Here is a 14,884-nt window from a genome sequence, read left to right on the forward strand (position 1 = left end):
GCGCCGCCCACCCCGCCCCCCCCCCGGGGCCGCGCGGCCGCCCCCGCGCCCCACTGCCCCAGCTCCATGCCCACGGTCGTGGCGCAGATGCTCCGGCACCTCGACGTCGAAGATGGCATGCGGGTGCTCGACGTGGGCACCGGCACGGGGTGGACGGCAGGGTTGCTGGCGCACCGGCTCGGGGCGGAGAGCGTCACGACGGTGGAACTGGACCGCGACCTCTCCGACGACGCGCGGTGCCGGCTGGTGGCAAACCGCCTGCCAGTCACCACCGTTGTCGGAGACGGAACGCTCGGGCATCCGGCGGGCGCGCCGTACGACCGGGTCCACGTCACTGCGGCCGTGCAGCGCGTCCCTGGTGCGCTGATCGAGCAGACGGTGCCCGGCGGCGTCATCGTCGTGCCCTACGGCACGCCGTTCTGCAACGGTGCGCTGCTGAAGCTCACCGTCTCCGAGGACGGGACCTCGGCGAGCGGGCCGTTCGTCGAGGACGTCGCGTTCATGTGGGTGCGCGACCAGCGGCCGAGGAGCGGGCAGTTCGATATCGAGGATGTCCGGCGCGGCCCGTCGGGGCTCGATCCCGCTGCCGTGGCCGACCACACCGACGCCGCTTTCGCGGTCGGCCTGCGGCTGCCGGATCTTCTCCGGCAGGAGGTGTGGGCAGGCTATGACCGGTTCGGCACCGGCCGGTTCGAGGTTTGGGACGGCGTGTCGTACGCCCACTGCCGCCTCGCCGACTGGGATGGCGAGCACGCTGTATCGCAGTCCGGGCCCCGGAGCCTGTGGGGCGAGGTGACGGCTGCCCATGCCTGGTGGCAGCGCCAAGGCGCGCCCGGGCTCGGTCGGTTCGGGGTGACGGTCACCGTCGCGGGTGAGCACCGGGTGTGGCTGGATAGCCCGGATTGTGTGATCGGCTGACGGCAGTGGCTGGGAGGTGCGCCCCGGGCTTGTGAGGTTGGGGTGCGCTGGGGGGTGCGCGTTTGCGCCGTCCGTTTGGGTGATGTGGTGGGGAGTTTGACGCTTGGTTAGCACATTACGGTGATCATTGTGTCGGCGCGGGCGTTCGGAGGGACGGCCTATGCGCGGCAAAAGTGAGCCCCGGCGGTGCAGGAACACCCCGGGGAATGGCACTAGGAGTTAGGGACTCCCGAATGCACATTCATCGTATCCCGAAGCACTCGCCCGGGTACACGATCCTCGACAACGGCCACGTCGTCCGGAAGCACTCACTGAGTTGGGCGGCGCGTGGGCTGCTCAGCTACCTGCTCAGCCTGCCGGACGGTGCGCGGGAGGACATCCGGACGCTGGCGGCGAAGAGCGTCGAGGGCCGGGCGACGGTGGCGCGGGCGCTCCGTGAGCTGGAGGCGGCCGGGCACTACGTGCGGCGGACGCAGCGGGATCCGGTGACGGGGCAGGTGCGGACGATCGTCTCGGTGCACGAAGTGCCGGTGACGGGCAAGGCGGTTCACACCCTGCCGCCGCTTCCCGTGTCCCCGGCCGCCGGTGGGCCCGGAGCTGGGGTGGCGTGCGCCGGGAAGGCGGGAAACCCTTCCGGAAAGGTGAGGGTGAAGGAAGCGGAAGTTCCTTCCGTCCCTCCGTCCGAGAAGTTGACGGCGGGCATGGCGCTGCTGCTCGAACTCGGGCGCAGGGACCCCAGGATGGCGCTGGCGGGCAAGCCGCTGTGCGATCAGGCCGCGCGGGTGGAGGGGTTGCTCGCGGGCGGGTGGAGCGGGGAGGCGCTGGCGGGGATTCTGGCCGCGCCCTTGCCGGAGAGGGTCACGCACAGCGTGGGGGCGGTGTTGGCGGGGAGGTTGGCGAAGGTGCCGCCCGTTCCGTTGACCCCGTTGACCCCGTTGACTCCGGGGGCAAGCGGCGGGCCGCGCCGGCATGAGTGCCCTGGGCGGGACGGCTTGTGCGGGCGGCCCGTCGCCGGGGTCGGGCAGGTGTGCGGGGAGTGCCGGGCTCCGAGGGTGTCGCGGGCCTTGCCGTAGTCGACCCCGGGGCGGGGAGGCGGAGTTCACCCGCCCGGCGGTCGGGAGTCCGGCGGCCGGAACGTCACCGGTGCGTCGAAGGCGGCCCGGCGGGTGGCGCGGCGCAGGGCGCGCAGGACGGCGGTGCCGAGGGTGAGGCAGAGGACGACGGTGAGGGCGGCGCGGGGGAGGTCCCAGCCCAGCGACGTGGTGAGGCAGTAGGCGGCGAAGCGGACCAGGTTGGCGGGCAGCGGGTCGCCGGGGACGAAGGAGATGGAGCCGGAGAGCCCGGCGATGTACGGCCAGCCCTGGAGGTTCATGATCGTGCCGTAGAGGACGGAGGCCAGCGCGCCGTAGCCCGCGAGCAGCCAGAGTTCGCGCCGGCCGCGCAGGCGGGCGGAGCCCGGGAGCAGGCCGGCGCCGAGGCAGACCCAGCCCATGGCGAGCATCTGGAACGGCAGCCAGGGCCCGACGCCGCCGGTGAGCAGCGCGGACGCGAACATCGACAGCGAACCGAGGACGAAGCCGAAGCCCGGCCCGAGCACCCGGCCGGACAGCACCATGAGGAAGAACATGGGCTCCAGCCCCGCCGTGCCCGCGCCGAGCGGCCGCAGTGCCGCGCCCGCCGCTGCGAGCACCCCGAGCAGGGCCACGGACTTGGCGTCCAGGCCGGGCGCGCCGCCGCCCGCCGTGCGGCCCTCGGAGATCTGGGCGATGACGACGGCGAGGAGCAGCGGCAGCAGCAGGGCGAACAGCCAGGGGGCGTCGGTGGCGTGGCCGACCAGGGCGGACTTGGTGGAGGCGAGCAGCGGCCAGCCGAAGGCCGTCACGCCGACGAGGGAGGTCAGGAGCAGGGCCGTCAGCGAGCGGCGGCCGAGCGGAACAGGGCGGCTCATGCGCTCAGCGCCTCCGCTACCTGGCGGACGGTGAGCCACGGGCCGGGGGCCAGCACCTTGGCGACCTGCGGGGCGAACGCCGGGGAGGAGACGACGACGTCGGCCGTCGGGCCGTCGGCGACGATCTCGCCCTCGGCCAGGATCACCGTGCGGTGGGCGAGTTCGGCGGCGAGTTCGACGTCGTGGGTGGCCAGCAGGACGGCGTGGCCTTCCGTCGCGAGGTCGCGCAGGATCTCCACCAGCCGGGCCTTGGCGGCGTAGTCGAGGCCGCGGGTCGGCTCGTCGAGCAGCAGCAGCGGGGGCCGGGCGGTGAGCACGACGGCGAGCGCGAGGGTGAGCCGCTGGCCTTCGGAGAGGTCGCGCGGGTGGGTGGTGTCGGCGATGCCGGGCAGCAGCCGTTCGACCAGGGCGCGGCAGGTGCCGGGGGTGGCGCCCGCGTCGGTGTCGGCGGCGGCGCATTCGGCGGTGACGCTCTCGCCGTAGAGGAGGTCGCGCGGGTCCTGCGGGACGAGGCCGACCTGGCGGATCAGTTCGGCCGGGCGGGTGCGGTACGGGGTGCGGCCGCCGACCGTCACCCGGCCGGAGGCGGGGGTGTGCAGGCCGACCAGGCTGCCCAGCAGGGTGGACTTGCCGGCGCCGTTGCGGCCCATCAGGGCCGTGATCTCGCCGGGGTGCAGCGCCAGGTCGATGCCGCGCAGGGCGTGGACGGGGCCGCGCCGGACGGCGAGGCGCTCGGCGGCGGCGGTCGGGGCGGCGGTCGAAGCAGGGGCGGCGGTCGGAGCCGCAGGGGCCGCGCTCGGGTGCAGGCCGTCCAGCCGGGAGCGCAGCCCGGCGGCCTTGCGGCGGGCGTCGCGGACGGACAGCGGCAGCGGCCGCCAGCCGGCGAGCCGTCCGAGGCCGACCACCGGCGGGTGCACCGGCGAGTGCGCCATCACCTCGGCGGGCTCGCCGAGGACGGGTGGGGCGCCCGGGGTGAGCAGCAGCACCTGGTCGGCGTACTGGACGACGCGCTCCAGCCGGTGCTCGGCCATCAGCACGGTGGTGCCGAGGTCGTGCACGAGCCGCTGGAGGACGGCCAGCACCTCCTCGGCGGCGCCCGGGTCCAGCGCCGAGGTGGGCTCGTCGAGGACCAGGACACGCGGGTGCACGGTGAGCACCGAGCCGATCGCGACGCGCTGCTGCTGGCCGCCGGAGAGGGAGGTGAGGGCGCGGTCGCGCAGGTCGGCGAGGCCGAGCAGGTCGAGGGTCTCCTCGACCCGGCGCCGCATCACGTCGGCGGGCAGGCCCAGGGACTCCATGCCGTAGGCGAGTTCGTCCTCGACGGTGTCGGTGACGAAGTGCGCCAGCGGGTCCTGGCCCACCGTGCCCACCAGGTCGGCGAGTTCGCGCGGCCGGTGTTCGCGGGTGTCCCGGCCGCCGACCGTGACCCGGCCGTGCAGGGTGCCGCCGGTGAAGTGCGGGACGAGCCCGCTGACCGCGCCCAGCAGGGTGGACTTGCCGGAGCCCGACGGGCCCACCAGCAGGCAGAGTTCGCCTTCGGGGACGGTCAGGTCGACGTCCGCGACGGCGGGGGCGGCGGCGTCCGCGTACCGGACGGAGACCTGCTCGAAGGTGATCACGAAGCCCTCCGGGGCGGGGTCGGGGCGGCGAACGCCGGTACCAGGCCGAGCAGTACGGCCAGTACGGCGGCCAGCGGCAGCGCGGGGACGGTCGGCGGGACGACGGTGGGCGCGAAGGCGGCCGGGTCGCGCGTGGACAGGTAGATGGTCAACCCGGCGACGGCGGCTCCCGAACCGGCGGTCAGCCACTCGGGCAGCGCCCAAGGGTCGGGCCGGTAGCGGGTTCTGACGGATCGCCGGCTGCCGAGCAGTAGCCCGGCGAAGGCGGCGGCCAGGCCCAGCAGCAGCACCGGCGGCGCCCAGCCCGCGCCGCCGGCGGTCAGCAGCCCGTACGCGGCCAGGCAGATTCCGAGCAGGCCGGCCAGGGTGAGCGCGGCCGTCGCCCGGGCGAGCCGGCGCGGGACGTCCGCGGTGCGGCCGAAGCCGCGGGTGTCCATCGCCGCGGCCAGCGCCACCGAACGCTCCAACGCGCCCTCCAGGACGGGCAGTCCGACGCTCAGCACGGCGGCGATCCCCCGGTCGGTGCGGCCACGCAGGCGGCGGGCCGCCCGCAGCCGGCGGACGTCCGCGACCAGGTTCGGCGCGAAGGTCATCGCCACCACCACCGCCACGCCAGCCTCGTACAGCGCGCCGGGCAGGGCGCGCAGCAGGCGGGCCGGGCTGGCCAGCGCGTTCGCGGCGCCCACGCAGACCAGCAGGGTGGCCAGGCGCAGCCCGTCGTACAGCGCCGCGAGCAGGCCCTCCACGGTCACCCGGCCGCCGATCCGCACTCCCTGCGCCCAGGTGGGAAGCGGCACTTCGGGCAGCGTGAACAGCACGTGCGTGCCCGGGACCGGCGAGCCGAGCAGCACCGCGAACACCAGCCGGATGCCCAGCACCAGCAGGCCCAGCCGCAGGAACGCGCCGTACGAGCGTGACCAGGGCGCGTCGCCGCGCCGGGCCGCGACCACGTACCCGGCGACGGCGGCGAGCAGCAGCAGGATCACCGGATTGGTGGTGCGGGTCGCCGCCGCGCCCAGCCCGAGCGCCCACAACCACCAGGCCCCGGGGTGCAGTTGCCGGGGTCCGGTGGGCGGGCGGGTGGCGCGGGCGGTGCTCATGGATCAGTCCAGGTGGAGGAGTCCGGAGGGGTATGGGAAGGGGGAAGGCGGCGTCAGGAAGTGCGGCGGCGGCGCGCCTGCCAGACGGCACCGCCGGCCAGCACGGCGATCAGCGCGCCACCGGCGATCAGGCCGACGTCCGGGCCGGAGTCCGAGCCGCCGTCGCCGGACGGGCCGGCCGGCTTGGCAGCCGACCCGAGCTGGTCGGCGCACCCGGTCTTCGGGAAGCCCGCGATGGCGCAGAGCAGGCCGTTGGCGTCGTAGCGCAGCGGCGGGGCGACGGCGGCCAGCACCTCGGCCGAGGTGGCGTTCGAGACGACGCTGGCGCACGCGCTCCGCTGCTCGGGCGGAGCCTCGGCGGAACCGGAACCGGAACCGGAACCGGAGCTAGAACCGGAACCGGAACCCGAGCCCGAGCCCGAGCCGGAGTCGGCGGCGGTGCCGAAGTCCAGCACGACGGCGACCCGCTTGCGGCCCGCCTGCGTGGGCGTGTCCGCGCAGAGGGCGGCGAAGTCGCCCGCCGCCCGGGGCTGCGCGGCCTGCTGCCCGCCGTCCGGACTCACCGCGAACCGCCACCCGTCGACGGCCCCGTCCGGGGGGGGGGGGGGGCCGGGCGCCCGGGGGGGCGCGGCCCCCCGCCCCGGCGGGGGCCGCCCGCCACGACGACAGGCCGTCAGGCCGCGCGCGCACCGACAGGCCGCCAAGCCGCGCGCACCGGCGATCCGCCGAACCACGCGCGCACCGACAGGCCGTCAGGCCGCGCGCACCGCCGGTCCCGTCAGGCCGCGCGCACCGGCGGCCCGGCCGGGCGCGCCAGCCGGGCCAGGGCCAGCGGCTCGAAGATCCCCATCAGCACCGGGTCCACCGGCCGTACCACCGCCGGAGCGGGCGCGACGGGAGCGGGGGAGCGCAGCAGCGCCAGGTAGAGCTCCTGGGTCTCGGCGGCCGGGTCGATGCCCAGCTCCTCCGCCAGCACCCGGCGCAGCTGCTGGTAACAGCGCAGCGCCTCGGCCCGGTTGCCGGCCGCGGCCAGCGCCTCCATCCGGCAGCGGTAGGCGCTCTCGCGGAACGGGGCGCGGCGCACCGCCTCGTCGGCCCAGCGCAGCGCGTGGTGCTCCTCGCCCAGCGCCGAGGCCGACAGGCTCGCCGTCTCCAGCGCGGACATCCGCAGTTCCTCCACGTGCTCGCGCACCCCGCCCGCCCACTCGCCCTCGTGGTCGGGCAGGAACGCGCCGCGCAGGTTGGCGATCGCCCCCGCGGCCAACTGCTGCGCCACCGCGTAGGAGCGGGCCGCGTACGCCTCCCCGGCCTCCCCGACCGCGCTGGCGGCGGCCTCCAGGTCCACCGCCGCGTCCGCGGGCAGCCGCAGGACGTAGCGCCCGCCCTGGGCGATCAGCGGGGTGGCGCCCGGGCCCTGGCCGGGGGAGGCGACGAAGGCCCGCACCCGCGAGACCACGCTGCGCAGCGCGGAGGCCCAGGTGTCGGGCAGGCCGTCGGGCCAGATGGTGTCGGCCAGCTGGTCGCGGCTGGTGCCGGCGGAGCGTTCCAGGACCAGGCGGGCGAACGCCACCTGGGCCTGGGCGCTGGACAGGTGCTGCGGGGCGCCGCGGTCGTGCTCGATCGTCACAAGTCCTGTCAGGCGGATCAGCATGAGAATGTCCCCGATCTGCCGGACGGACTGTCTTCCCGGAAGCCGTTCAACGTGCTCCAACCCCCTTGAGCCAAAGCGGAGCCGACGGCCCGTGACGCCGGGCCGACGGCGTGGGAAACCTGGACCGGAAATTCCGCCTACCAGCCGTTCGGTTTCGGCGGATTTCGACCATACATTCGGCGCATCACACGGTGTCAACACTGGTCGACAAAACATACCCACCGGCCGGTCCATGCGTCGTGGACGCAGGGTTTCTGCACGTCAGAGCGTTACCGCAGGCCGAGAACACGGCTATTGCGGACGCCTTGCGCATCCTGCCGTAGAAATGTAGTCATCCTTGAGCACCCCGCGTGAAGGCTTCGAGAAACACCACCCACCCCCTGCGCCGGGCACCACCCGTAAAAGCCCCGGGACTATCCCGGGAGGAAACCCCAGCACCACCACCCGCCCCCGCGCCGGGAAATACCGAAAACAATCCGGAACAAGCCGACGACGAACCGCCGAACAGCCGACGGACAACCGGCGGCAAACCGACGGCAAACCGCACGGCAAAACCGCCGCGCGCCCGCCGCGCCCCGCCGAGAAGGAGACCCGCACGTGAACGCCACCGGAGCATGGGACCGCCTGGAGCCGAAGCTCGCCGCCACCCTGGACCGCGTGGCCGCGCTGGAGTCCGACCCCTCACGCCGCAACAGCTTCGTCGCCTACACCATGGAACGCGACAGCGCCTACTGCGACCTGGACGGCGAGCGCCTGCTCATGATGTCCGGCTACAGCTACCTGGGCCTGGCCGGAGACGAACGCGTGGTGGCCGCCGCCAAGGCCGCCGTCGACGTCTACGGCACCGGCAACCACGGCGTGCGCGCCCTGGCCGGCACCATCCCGCTGCACGAGGAACTGGAAGCCGAGGTCGCCCGCTTCGCCCGCCGCGAACGCGCCCAGGTCTTCGGCTCCGGCTACGCCGCCAACGTCGGCACCGTCGGCGCCCTGGTCGGCCAGGGCGACACCGTCCTGATCGACAAGTACGACCACGCCAGCATCGTCGACGGCTGCCGCCTCTCCGGCGCCACCGTCACCCGCTTCCGCCACAACGACGTCGACCACCTGGAACGCCGCCTCAAGGCCGCCTCCCCGACCGGCGTGCGCCTGGTCATCGTCGACAGCGTCTACTCCATGGACGGCGACATCGCCCCGCTGCCCGAACTGCGCGCGGTCTGCGACGCCCACGACGCCCTCCTGATGGTCGACGAGGCCCACGCCCTGGGCGTCATCGGCGAGACCGGCGGCGGCATCGAGGAGCACTTCGGCTACCGCCACCGCGTCGACATCAAACTCGGCACCCTCTCCAAGGCCATCCCCTCCATGGGCGGCTGGGTCGCCGGCAGCCACGAACTGATCGGCCACCTGCGCTACGCCGCCCGCCCGTTCCTGTTCTCCGCCGCCCTCGGCCCCGCCCAGACCGGCGCCGCCCTGGAGTCCCTGCGGATCCTGCGCCGCGAACCCGAACGCGTCACCCACATCCAGGTCCAGGCCGAGCGCCTGCGCCGGCGCCTCAACGACGCCGGCATCTCCACCATGGACTCCGCCACCGCCGTCCTGCCCGTCATCGCCGGCTCCGACGACGCCGCCTACGACTACGCCACCGCCTGCCGCAAGGCCGGCGTCATCGGCCTGCCCGTCGTCACCCCCGCCGTGCCCAACGACCTGGCCCGGCTGCGGATCGCCGTCACCGCCCGCCACACCGCCGCCGACATCGACTTCGCCGCCGACGCCTTCCTGACCGCCGCCGCCCAGACCGGCCTCATCTGACCGAGACGGCCCCCGGCCCACCCAGGAAGGCCCGCCGGCCCCCGGCCCCGCCCCACCTGGGAAGGCCCGCGCCGGCCCCCAACGCCCGGAAAGGACAAGACCATGGCAGCCCGCCCCACCCGGCCCCCCATCGCCGTCACCGGCCTGGGCGTCGTCAGCCCCGCCGGCCACACCCCGGACGCGTTCTGGCGCACCGTCAGCACCGGCACCCCCACCGCCACTGCCCTCACCGACCCCGCCCTGGCCCGCCACCGGGTCCGCCTGGGCTGCCGCGTCACCGGCCTGCCCGACAACGGCCCCGTCCCCGCCAAGGACGCCCGCCGCCTCGACCCCTTCGCCCACTACGGCACCCTCGCCGCCCTCGCCGCCCACCAGGACGCCGGCGCCCCCGAACCCGATCCCGGCCGCAGCGCCATCGTCGTCGGCAACGCGGTCGGCGGCCGCACCACCAGCGACCGCGAATCCGCGCTCTTCACCACCGCCGGACCCCTGCGCGTCAGCCCCCTGATGCCCCTGGTCACCATGCCCAACGCCGCCGCCGCCCAGATCGCCATGCGCCTGGCCTGGACCGGCCCCGCCCTGACCATCGCCACCACCTGCGCCTCCAGCGCCGACGCCATCGGCCACGCCGCCCTCCTCCTGGAAACCGGCCGCGCCGACATCGTCATCGCCGGCGGCTGCGAAGCCACCCTCACCCCCGTCACCCTCGCCGCGTTCGGCAACCTCGGCGCCCACTCCCAGCGCAACGACGACCCCGCCCGCGCCAGCCGCCCCTTCGACACCGACCGCGACGGCTTCGTCATGGGCGAAGGCGCCGGCTTCCTCGTCCTCGAACGCCTCGCCGACGCCCGCGCCCGCCACCGCACCCCCTACGCCCTCCTCGCCGGCTACGGCTCCAGCGCCGACGCCTACCACCTCTCCAACCCCCGCCCCGCCGGCGCCGGCGCCGTCGCCGCCATGCGCGCCGCCCTCACCGACGCCGGCCTCACCCCCGCCGACATCGCCCACGTCAACGCCCACGGCACCTCCACCGTGCACAACGACCGCGCCGAAGCCGCCGCGCTGCGCACCGTCTTCGGCCCGCACGGCGTGCCCGTCACCTCCACCAAGGGCGCCATCGGCCACCTCATCGGCGCCGCCGGCGCCGTCGAGCTGATCGCCGCCGTGCAGGCCATGAACAGCCGCCTCGCCCCTCCCACCGCCAACCACGAGCACACCGAACAGGGCCTGGACCTCGACGTCGTCCACGGCACCGCCCGCCCCATCCGCGCGGGCGCGGCCCTGTCCAACTCGTTCGGCTTCGGCGGCCACAACTCGACCCTGGTGGTGACCCCGCTATGACCACGACCACACCCGCGACCGCTACGGCGACCGGGCCCGCCCACCGCGCCCGCACCAGCACCACCGTGACCGCCGACGCCCTGGCCGCCTACCGCACCGCCGCCCGCACCGGCCTGCCCCCCGCCCCGGACGCCGCCGCCGCCCCCGCCCACCCCTTCGTCCTCGCCCACACCCTCGCCCAGCACACCGTCACCACCCTGACCACAGGCGACACCGGCTTCACCGGCGTGGTCCACCTCGCCCAGGAGATCCACACCCACCACCCCCTCACCGCCGGCACCCACGTCGACATCGACGTCACCGTCACCGCCGCCCGCCGCGAAGCCCGCGGCACCCGCCTGGCCCTCACCACCCACCTCACCGACGGCACCCGCACCCTGGCCCACCTGACCACCTCCGCCCTGCTCGTCGGCGCCACCACCATCGAACCCTTCGGCACCCTGGGCCCCGCCGCCCACCCCGGCACCACCCCCGACACCGAACCCCTCACCCTCACCCACACCCTCACCCCCGCCGACGTCACCGCCTACGCCCACGCCGCCGGCGACCTCAACCCCCTGCACCTCGACGACGCCGCCGCCCGCGCCGCCGGATTCCCCGCCGCCATCGCCCACGGCATGCACCTGGTCGCCCTCGCCACCGAGGAGATCACCGACCGCCACGCCGACGGCGACCCCACCCGCCTCACCGCCCTGGGCGCCCGCTTCGCCGCCCCCACCACCCCCGGCACCCCGCTGCGCCTGACCCTGCAGCCCTACGACCGGGGCACGGTGGTGCGCTTCACCGTCGCCACCCAGGCCGGCACCGCCGTCAAGGCCGGCTGGGCCGCCCTCACCCCGGCGGGGGAGTGAGACCCCGATGACCACACCCGCCGAACCCGCCGCGTCCGCCGCACCCGCCGCGCCCGCCGTGCAGGCCCCGCCGCCGCTGTCGCTGCCCGACGCGTTCACCGCCCACGCCCGCACCCGGCCCGACGCCGTCGCCCTCCTGTGGCACGAGCGCGCCGTCACCTACCGCGAACTCGCCGAAACCGCCGAACGCGAACGGCTGCGCCTGCACACGCTGGACCTCGCCCCCGGCGAGCCGGTGGGCCTGCCCGCCGCCAAGTCCCCCGAGCAGATCGCCCTCGTCCTGGCCTGCCTGATCGAGCGCCGCCCCTTCCTGCTGCCCTCCCCGCAGCTGGCTCCCGCCCTGCTCGCGGCCCTGTTCGCCCAGGCCGGCGCCCGCCACCTGCTCGCCCCCCTCGGCCAGGACGCCCCCGCCCTGCCCACCCTGGCCCGCCCCGCTCCCGTGCCCACCCTCGCCGCCGGCACCTCCTTCCTGCTCACCACCTCCGGCTCCACCGACCTGCCCAAGATCGTCCCCCTCGCGCAGGCCGCCGTCGACCGCTTCACCGCCTGGGCCCACGACACCTTCGACCTCGGGCCCGGCCGCGTCGTCGCCAACTACGCCCCCCTCAACTTCGACCTGTGCCTGCTCGACGTGTGGGCCACCCTCGCCGCCGGCGGCACCGTCCTGCTCATCGACCCCGCCCACGCGCTCAACGCCCGCCACCTGCTCGCCCAGCTCACCCGCCACCGCCCGCACGTCCTCCAGGCCGTCCCCCTCGCCTACGCCCTCCTCGCCCAGGCCGCCGCCCAGCCGGCAGGCGTCGCGGTGCTGGACAGCGTCGAGCACGCCGCGTTCACCGGCGACGCCATCGACGCCCGCACCCTGGTCGCACTGCCCGCCCTGCTGCCCGGCGCCGCGCTCTACAACATCTACGGCTGCACCGAGACCAACGACAGCTTCCTGCACTGCCTGGACCGCCTGGACGCCACCGCCGCCCTGCCGGTGCCCATCGGCACCCCCCTGCCCGGGGTGCGCACCCTGCTCGCCGCCCCCGACGGCACCCCCGTCACCGGCCCCGGCCGCGGCGAACTGTACGTCTCCACCCCCTTCCAGGCCGCCGGCTACCTGGACCGCTCCCGCGACACCGGCCGCTTCACCACCCAGCCCGAAGGCGCCGGGCCCGGACGGCGCTGGTTCCGCACCGGAGACCTGGCCGTCCGCGACGAACACGGCCGCCTGCACCTGACCGGACGCGCCGACTTCCAGGTCAAGGTCCGCGGCGTCGCCGTCAACACCGCCGAGGTCGAACGCGTCCTGCTCGCCCACCCCGAGGTCCGCGAGGCCGCCGTCGCCGCCGCCCCGGACCCGCTGACCGGCAAACGCCTGCACGCCGCCGTCCAACGCGCCGCCGGCTCCGCCCTCAACAGCCTCACCCTGCGCGAACACCTCGCCCGCAACCTGCCGCGCGCCGCCGTGCCCGAACGCCTGGCCATCCACGACGCCCCGCTGCCCAAGACCGCCACCGGCAAGGTCGACCGCAAGGCCGTCCTGCCCACCGCCTGACCGAGCCACCCGACCCATCACCTGATTACGCCACCAAAACCCCACACACCCAAGGGAGTTGCGAGCCATGAGCAACATCGCCCAGATCAAGCGGTTCCTCATCGAGGAGTTCCTGCCCGACGTCACCCCCGAGCAACTCGCCGACGACCACGACCTGCTCTCCGACGGCGTCATCGACAGCCTGGGCGTCCTCAAGCTCATCGCCTGGGTCGAGGACCACTTCGCCCTGCCCGTCGACGACACCGACCTCGACCCCAACAACTTCCGCTCCGTCACCGCCATCGACGCCTTCATCACCCAGCGCCGCGCCGTCCCGGCCAGCGCCGTGGCAGGCGGCTGACCCGTGCACCCGGCCCTCACCGCCCTGCTCGCCGGGCACGACGTCGACCTGGACACCTGGCGCTCGTGGTGGGACCAGCTGGAGCAGCGCACCCCGGGCCCGGCCCGCGACAGCGACCGGGCCCAGGCCGCGGCCCTGCTGGCCGCCCTCACCACCCGCCTGCCCGCCCCCGACACCCTCGCCGCCTTCACCACCTCCCTGACCGAACGCAGCCCCCACCCCGGCCCCGCCCACCCCGCCAGCGTCAACATCGTCGGCACCGGCGGCGGCCCGGCCACCTTCAACCTCTCCACCGCCGCCGCCCTGACCGCCGCCGCCATGGGCGTACCCGTCGTCAAGACCGGCTCCCGCGCCTACACCAGCAGCGCCGGCTCCATCGACCTGCTGGAGCGCCTCGGCATCACCCTCACCTCCTCCCACACTGCCACCGCCGACCACCTCGCCCGCCACGGCATCGCCTTCGCCGGCCCCCACGTCTACCCGCCCGCCCTCACCCGCCTGGCCCGCCTCCTGTTCCCGCTCACCCTCAAACCCTTCGGCCGCCTCCTCAACACCCTCGGCCCGCTGCTCGCCACCGTGCCCGTCACCGCCCAGCTCACCGGCACCAGCGCCACCACCGACCTGCCCGCCCTGCGCCACCTCGCCCCCCGCACCCTGGGGCGCGCCGTGTGGCTGGCCACCAACACCGCCGGCGCCGACGAACTCCTGCCCTTCGCCGACAACACCCTGCACACCCCCGACACCACCCTCCACCTGCCCGCCGGCTCCATCGCCCCCGCCGACGGCACCCTGGCCGACCTCGCCCCCCACCCCGAGGACCTCACCGGCCACTTCCTGCAAGCCCTCGCCGGCCGCGCCGGCCCCACCGCCACCCACACCATCGCCCTCAACGCCGCCGCCCTCGCCCTCGCCTCGGGCCGCCACACCCACTGGCACACCGCCCACACCGCCGCCCTGGACGCCCTGGCCGACGGCGCCCCCCGCGCCCTGGCCGCCCGCCTGCGCGCCGACCACAAGGCCCCCGCCCATGCCTGACACCACGTTCTTCGCCGCCCGCGCCGACGGCCGCCCGCACCTGGCCCTGTTCCTCAACGCCGGAGACCCGCCCGCCCGCCTCACCGACCTGGCCCTCGTGCTGGAGGAGGAAGGCGTCGACGTCCTCGAACTCGCCGTCCCCTTCCCCAACTCGCCCACCGACGGCCCCGTCATCCGCCGCTCCGCCGACCGGGCCCTGGCCGCCGGCACCACCCTGGACACCGTCCTGGACGAACTCGCCACTCTGCGGCCCCAGTTGAAGAACATGAAGATCGCACTGCTCGCCGACTGGAGCCACAGCCTGCGCGCCGCCGACCCCGCCACCTGCGCCCGCGCCATCGCCCAGGCCGGCGCCGACGCCCTGCTCGTCCACGCCCTGCCGCCCCGCCTGCGCCCCGCCTGGCGCCAGGCCCTGCGCGAGGCCGCCCTGCCGCAGGTCGCCACCTGCTACCCGACCTCCACCCCCGAGGTCCTCACCGCCGCCGCCCGCGACGCCCACGACGCCTACGTCTACCTCGTCGCCCACTACGGCCGCTCCGGCACCACCCCCGCGCAAGGCCACCACACCCTGGCCGCCACCGTCGCCACCCTGCGCGCCGCCGCCCCCGCCACCCCGGTCGCCATCGGCTTCGGCGTCAAGAGCGCCGCCGACCTGGACGGGGGGGGGGGCGCGCCCCGCCCCACCGCGCCCCCTCGCGGGGCGCCCGGCGCGCCTCCCCCACACAGCGC

General features: G+C 75.4%; 14 protein-coding genes. 9 read left to right on the plus strand and 5 right to left on the minus strand.

Annotated elements, in window-relative coordinates:
• Window positions 1–66 precede the first annotated feature (66 nt).
• On the plus strand, window positions 67–918 hold the full coding sequence (locus tag ACFV6I_RS06145; protein WP_380423711.1) for a methyltransferase domain-containing protein: 852 nt from the start codon (window positions 67–69) through the stop codon (window positions 916–918).
• A 233-nt stretch (window positions 919–1,151) separates the two neighbouring features.
• Window positions 1,152–1,991, plus strand: a complete 840-nt coding sequence (locus ACFV6I_RS06150) for a helix-turn-helix domain-containing protein (protein WP_380423712.1) — start codon at window positions 1,152–1,154, stop codon at window positions 1,989–1,991.
• Window positions 1,992–2,017: 26 nt separating this feature from the next.
• On the opposite strand, the gene ACFV6I_RS06155 is transcribed toward ACFV6I_RS06150, so the two are convergent.
• The 5 genes from ACFV6I_RS06155 to ACFV6I_RS06175 all read right to left on the minus strand — a co-directional run bounded on the left by ACFV6I_RS06155 (window position 2,018) and on the right by ACFV6I_RS06175 (window position 7,236).
• Window positions 2,018–2,866 carry an ECF transporter S component gene (locus ACFV6I_RS06155; RefSeq protein ID WP_380423713.1) on the minus strand — a complete coding sequence of 283 codons (849 nt, stop codon included), beginning with the start codon at window positions 2,864–2,866 and terminating at the stop codon, window positions 2,018–2,020.
• Window positions 2,863–4,485, minus strand: a complete 1,623-nt coding sequence (locus tag ACFV6I_RS06160) for an ABC transporter ATP-binding protein (RefSeq protein WP_380423714.1) — start codon at window positions 4,483–4,485, stop codon at window positions 2,863–2,865. Before ACFV6I_RS06160 ends, ACFV6I_RS06155 begins: the two co-directional genes overlap by 4 nt.
• Window positions 4,482–5,585: a CbiQ family ECF transporter T component gene (locus tag ACFV6I_RS06165; RefSeq protein WP_350884997.1), complete on the minus strand. Its 1,104-nt coding sequence runs from the start codon at window positions 5,583–5,585 to the stop codon at window positions 4,482–4,484. The genes ACFV6I_RS06160 and ACFV6I_RS06165 overlap by 4 nt, the downstream gene beginning before the upstream one ends.
• Before the next feature lie 53 nt (window positions 5,586–5,638).
• Complete coding sequence (locus tag ACFV6I_RS06170; RefSeq protein ID WP_380423715.1) at window positions 5,639–6,148, minus strand: GPS-CTERM domain-containing protein; 510 nt, start codon at window positions 6,146–6,148, stop codon at window positions 5,639–5,641.
• Between the two features lie 215 nt (window positions 6,149–6,363).
• Complete coding sequence (locus ACFV6I_RS06175; RefSeq protein WP_063352989.1) at window positions 6,364–7,236, minus strand: bacterial transcriptional activator domain-containing protein; 873 nt, start codon at window positions 7,234–7,236, stop codon at window positions 6,364–6,366.
• 597 nt (window positions 7,237–7,833) lie between these two features.
• Here ACFV6I_RS06175 and ACFV6I_RS06180 point away from each other — a divergent pair.
• The 7 genes from ACFV6I_RS06180 to ACFV6I_RS06210 form a co-directional block, all read left to right on the plus strand.
• On the plus strand, window positions 7,834–9,045 hold the full coding sequence (locus ACFV6I_RS06180) for an aminotransferase class I/II-fold pyridoxal phosphate-dependent enzyme (protein WP_063352988.1): 1,212 nt from the start codon (window positions 7,834–7,836) through the stop codon (window positions 9,043–9,045).
• A 102-nt stretch (window positions 9,046–9,147) separates the two neighbouring features.
• Window positions 9,148–10,386, plus strand: coding sequence for a beta-ketoacyl-[acyl-carrier-protein] synthase family protein (locus ACFV6I_RS06185; RefSeq protein WP_380423716.1), 1,239 nt, complete (start codon window positions 9,148–9,150; stop codon window positions 10,384–10,386).
• Entirely contained in the window at window positions 10,383–11,237 is an 855-nt protein-coding gene (locus tag ACFV6I_RS06190; protein WP_380423717.1) for a MaoC family dehydratase, read from the plus strand. Before ACFV6I_RS06185 ends, ACFV6I_RS06190 begins: the two co-directional genes overlap by 4 nt.
• A 7-nt stretch (window positions 11,238–11,244) precedes the next feature.
• On the plus strand, window positions 11,245–12,780 hold the full coding sequence (locus tag ACFV6I_RS06195) for an AMP-binding protein (protein WP_380423718.1): 1,536 nt from the start codon (window positions 11,245–11,247) through the stop codon (window positions 12,778–12,780).
• Between the two features lie 67 nt (window positions 12,781–12,847).
• The gene (locus ACFV6I_RS06200; protein ID WP_063352985.1) at window positions 12,848–13,120 is read left to right on the plus strand and encodes an acyl carrier protein; all 273 of its coding nucleotides are present in this window, start codon (window positions 12,848–12,850) and stop codon (window positions 13,118–13,120) included.
• 3 nt (window positions 13,121–13,123) lie between these two features.
• Window positions 13,124–14,155 (plus strand): hypothetical protein, encoded by a 1,032-nt coding sequence (locus ACFV6I_RS06205; RefSeq protein WP_380423719.1) that lies wholly within the window; start codon window positions 13,124–13,126, stop codon window positions 14,153–14,155.
• On the plus strand, window positions 14,148–14,884 hold a 737-nt coding region (locus ACFV6I_RS06210; RefSeq protein WP_380423720.1), incomplete at its 3' end, for a tryptophan synthase subunit alpha. The genes ACFV6I_RS06205 and ACFV6I_RS06210, both read left to right, overlap by 8 nt.

This window comes from Kitasatospora sp. NPDC059803, assembly GCF_042732255.1.
In the GTDB taxonomy this organism is placed as follows: Bacteria; Actinomycetota; Actinomycetes; order Streptomycetales; family Streptomycetaceae; genus Kitasatospora.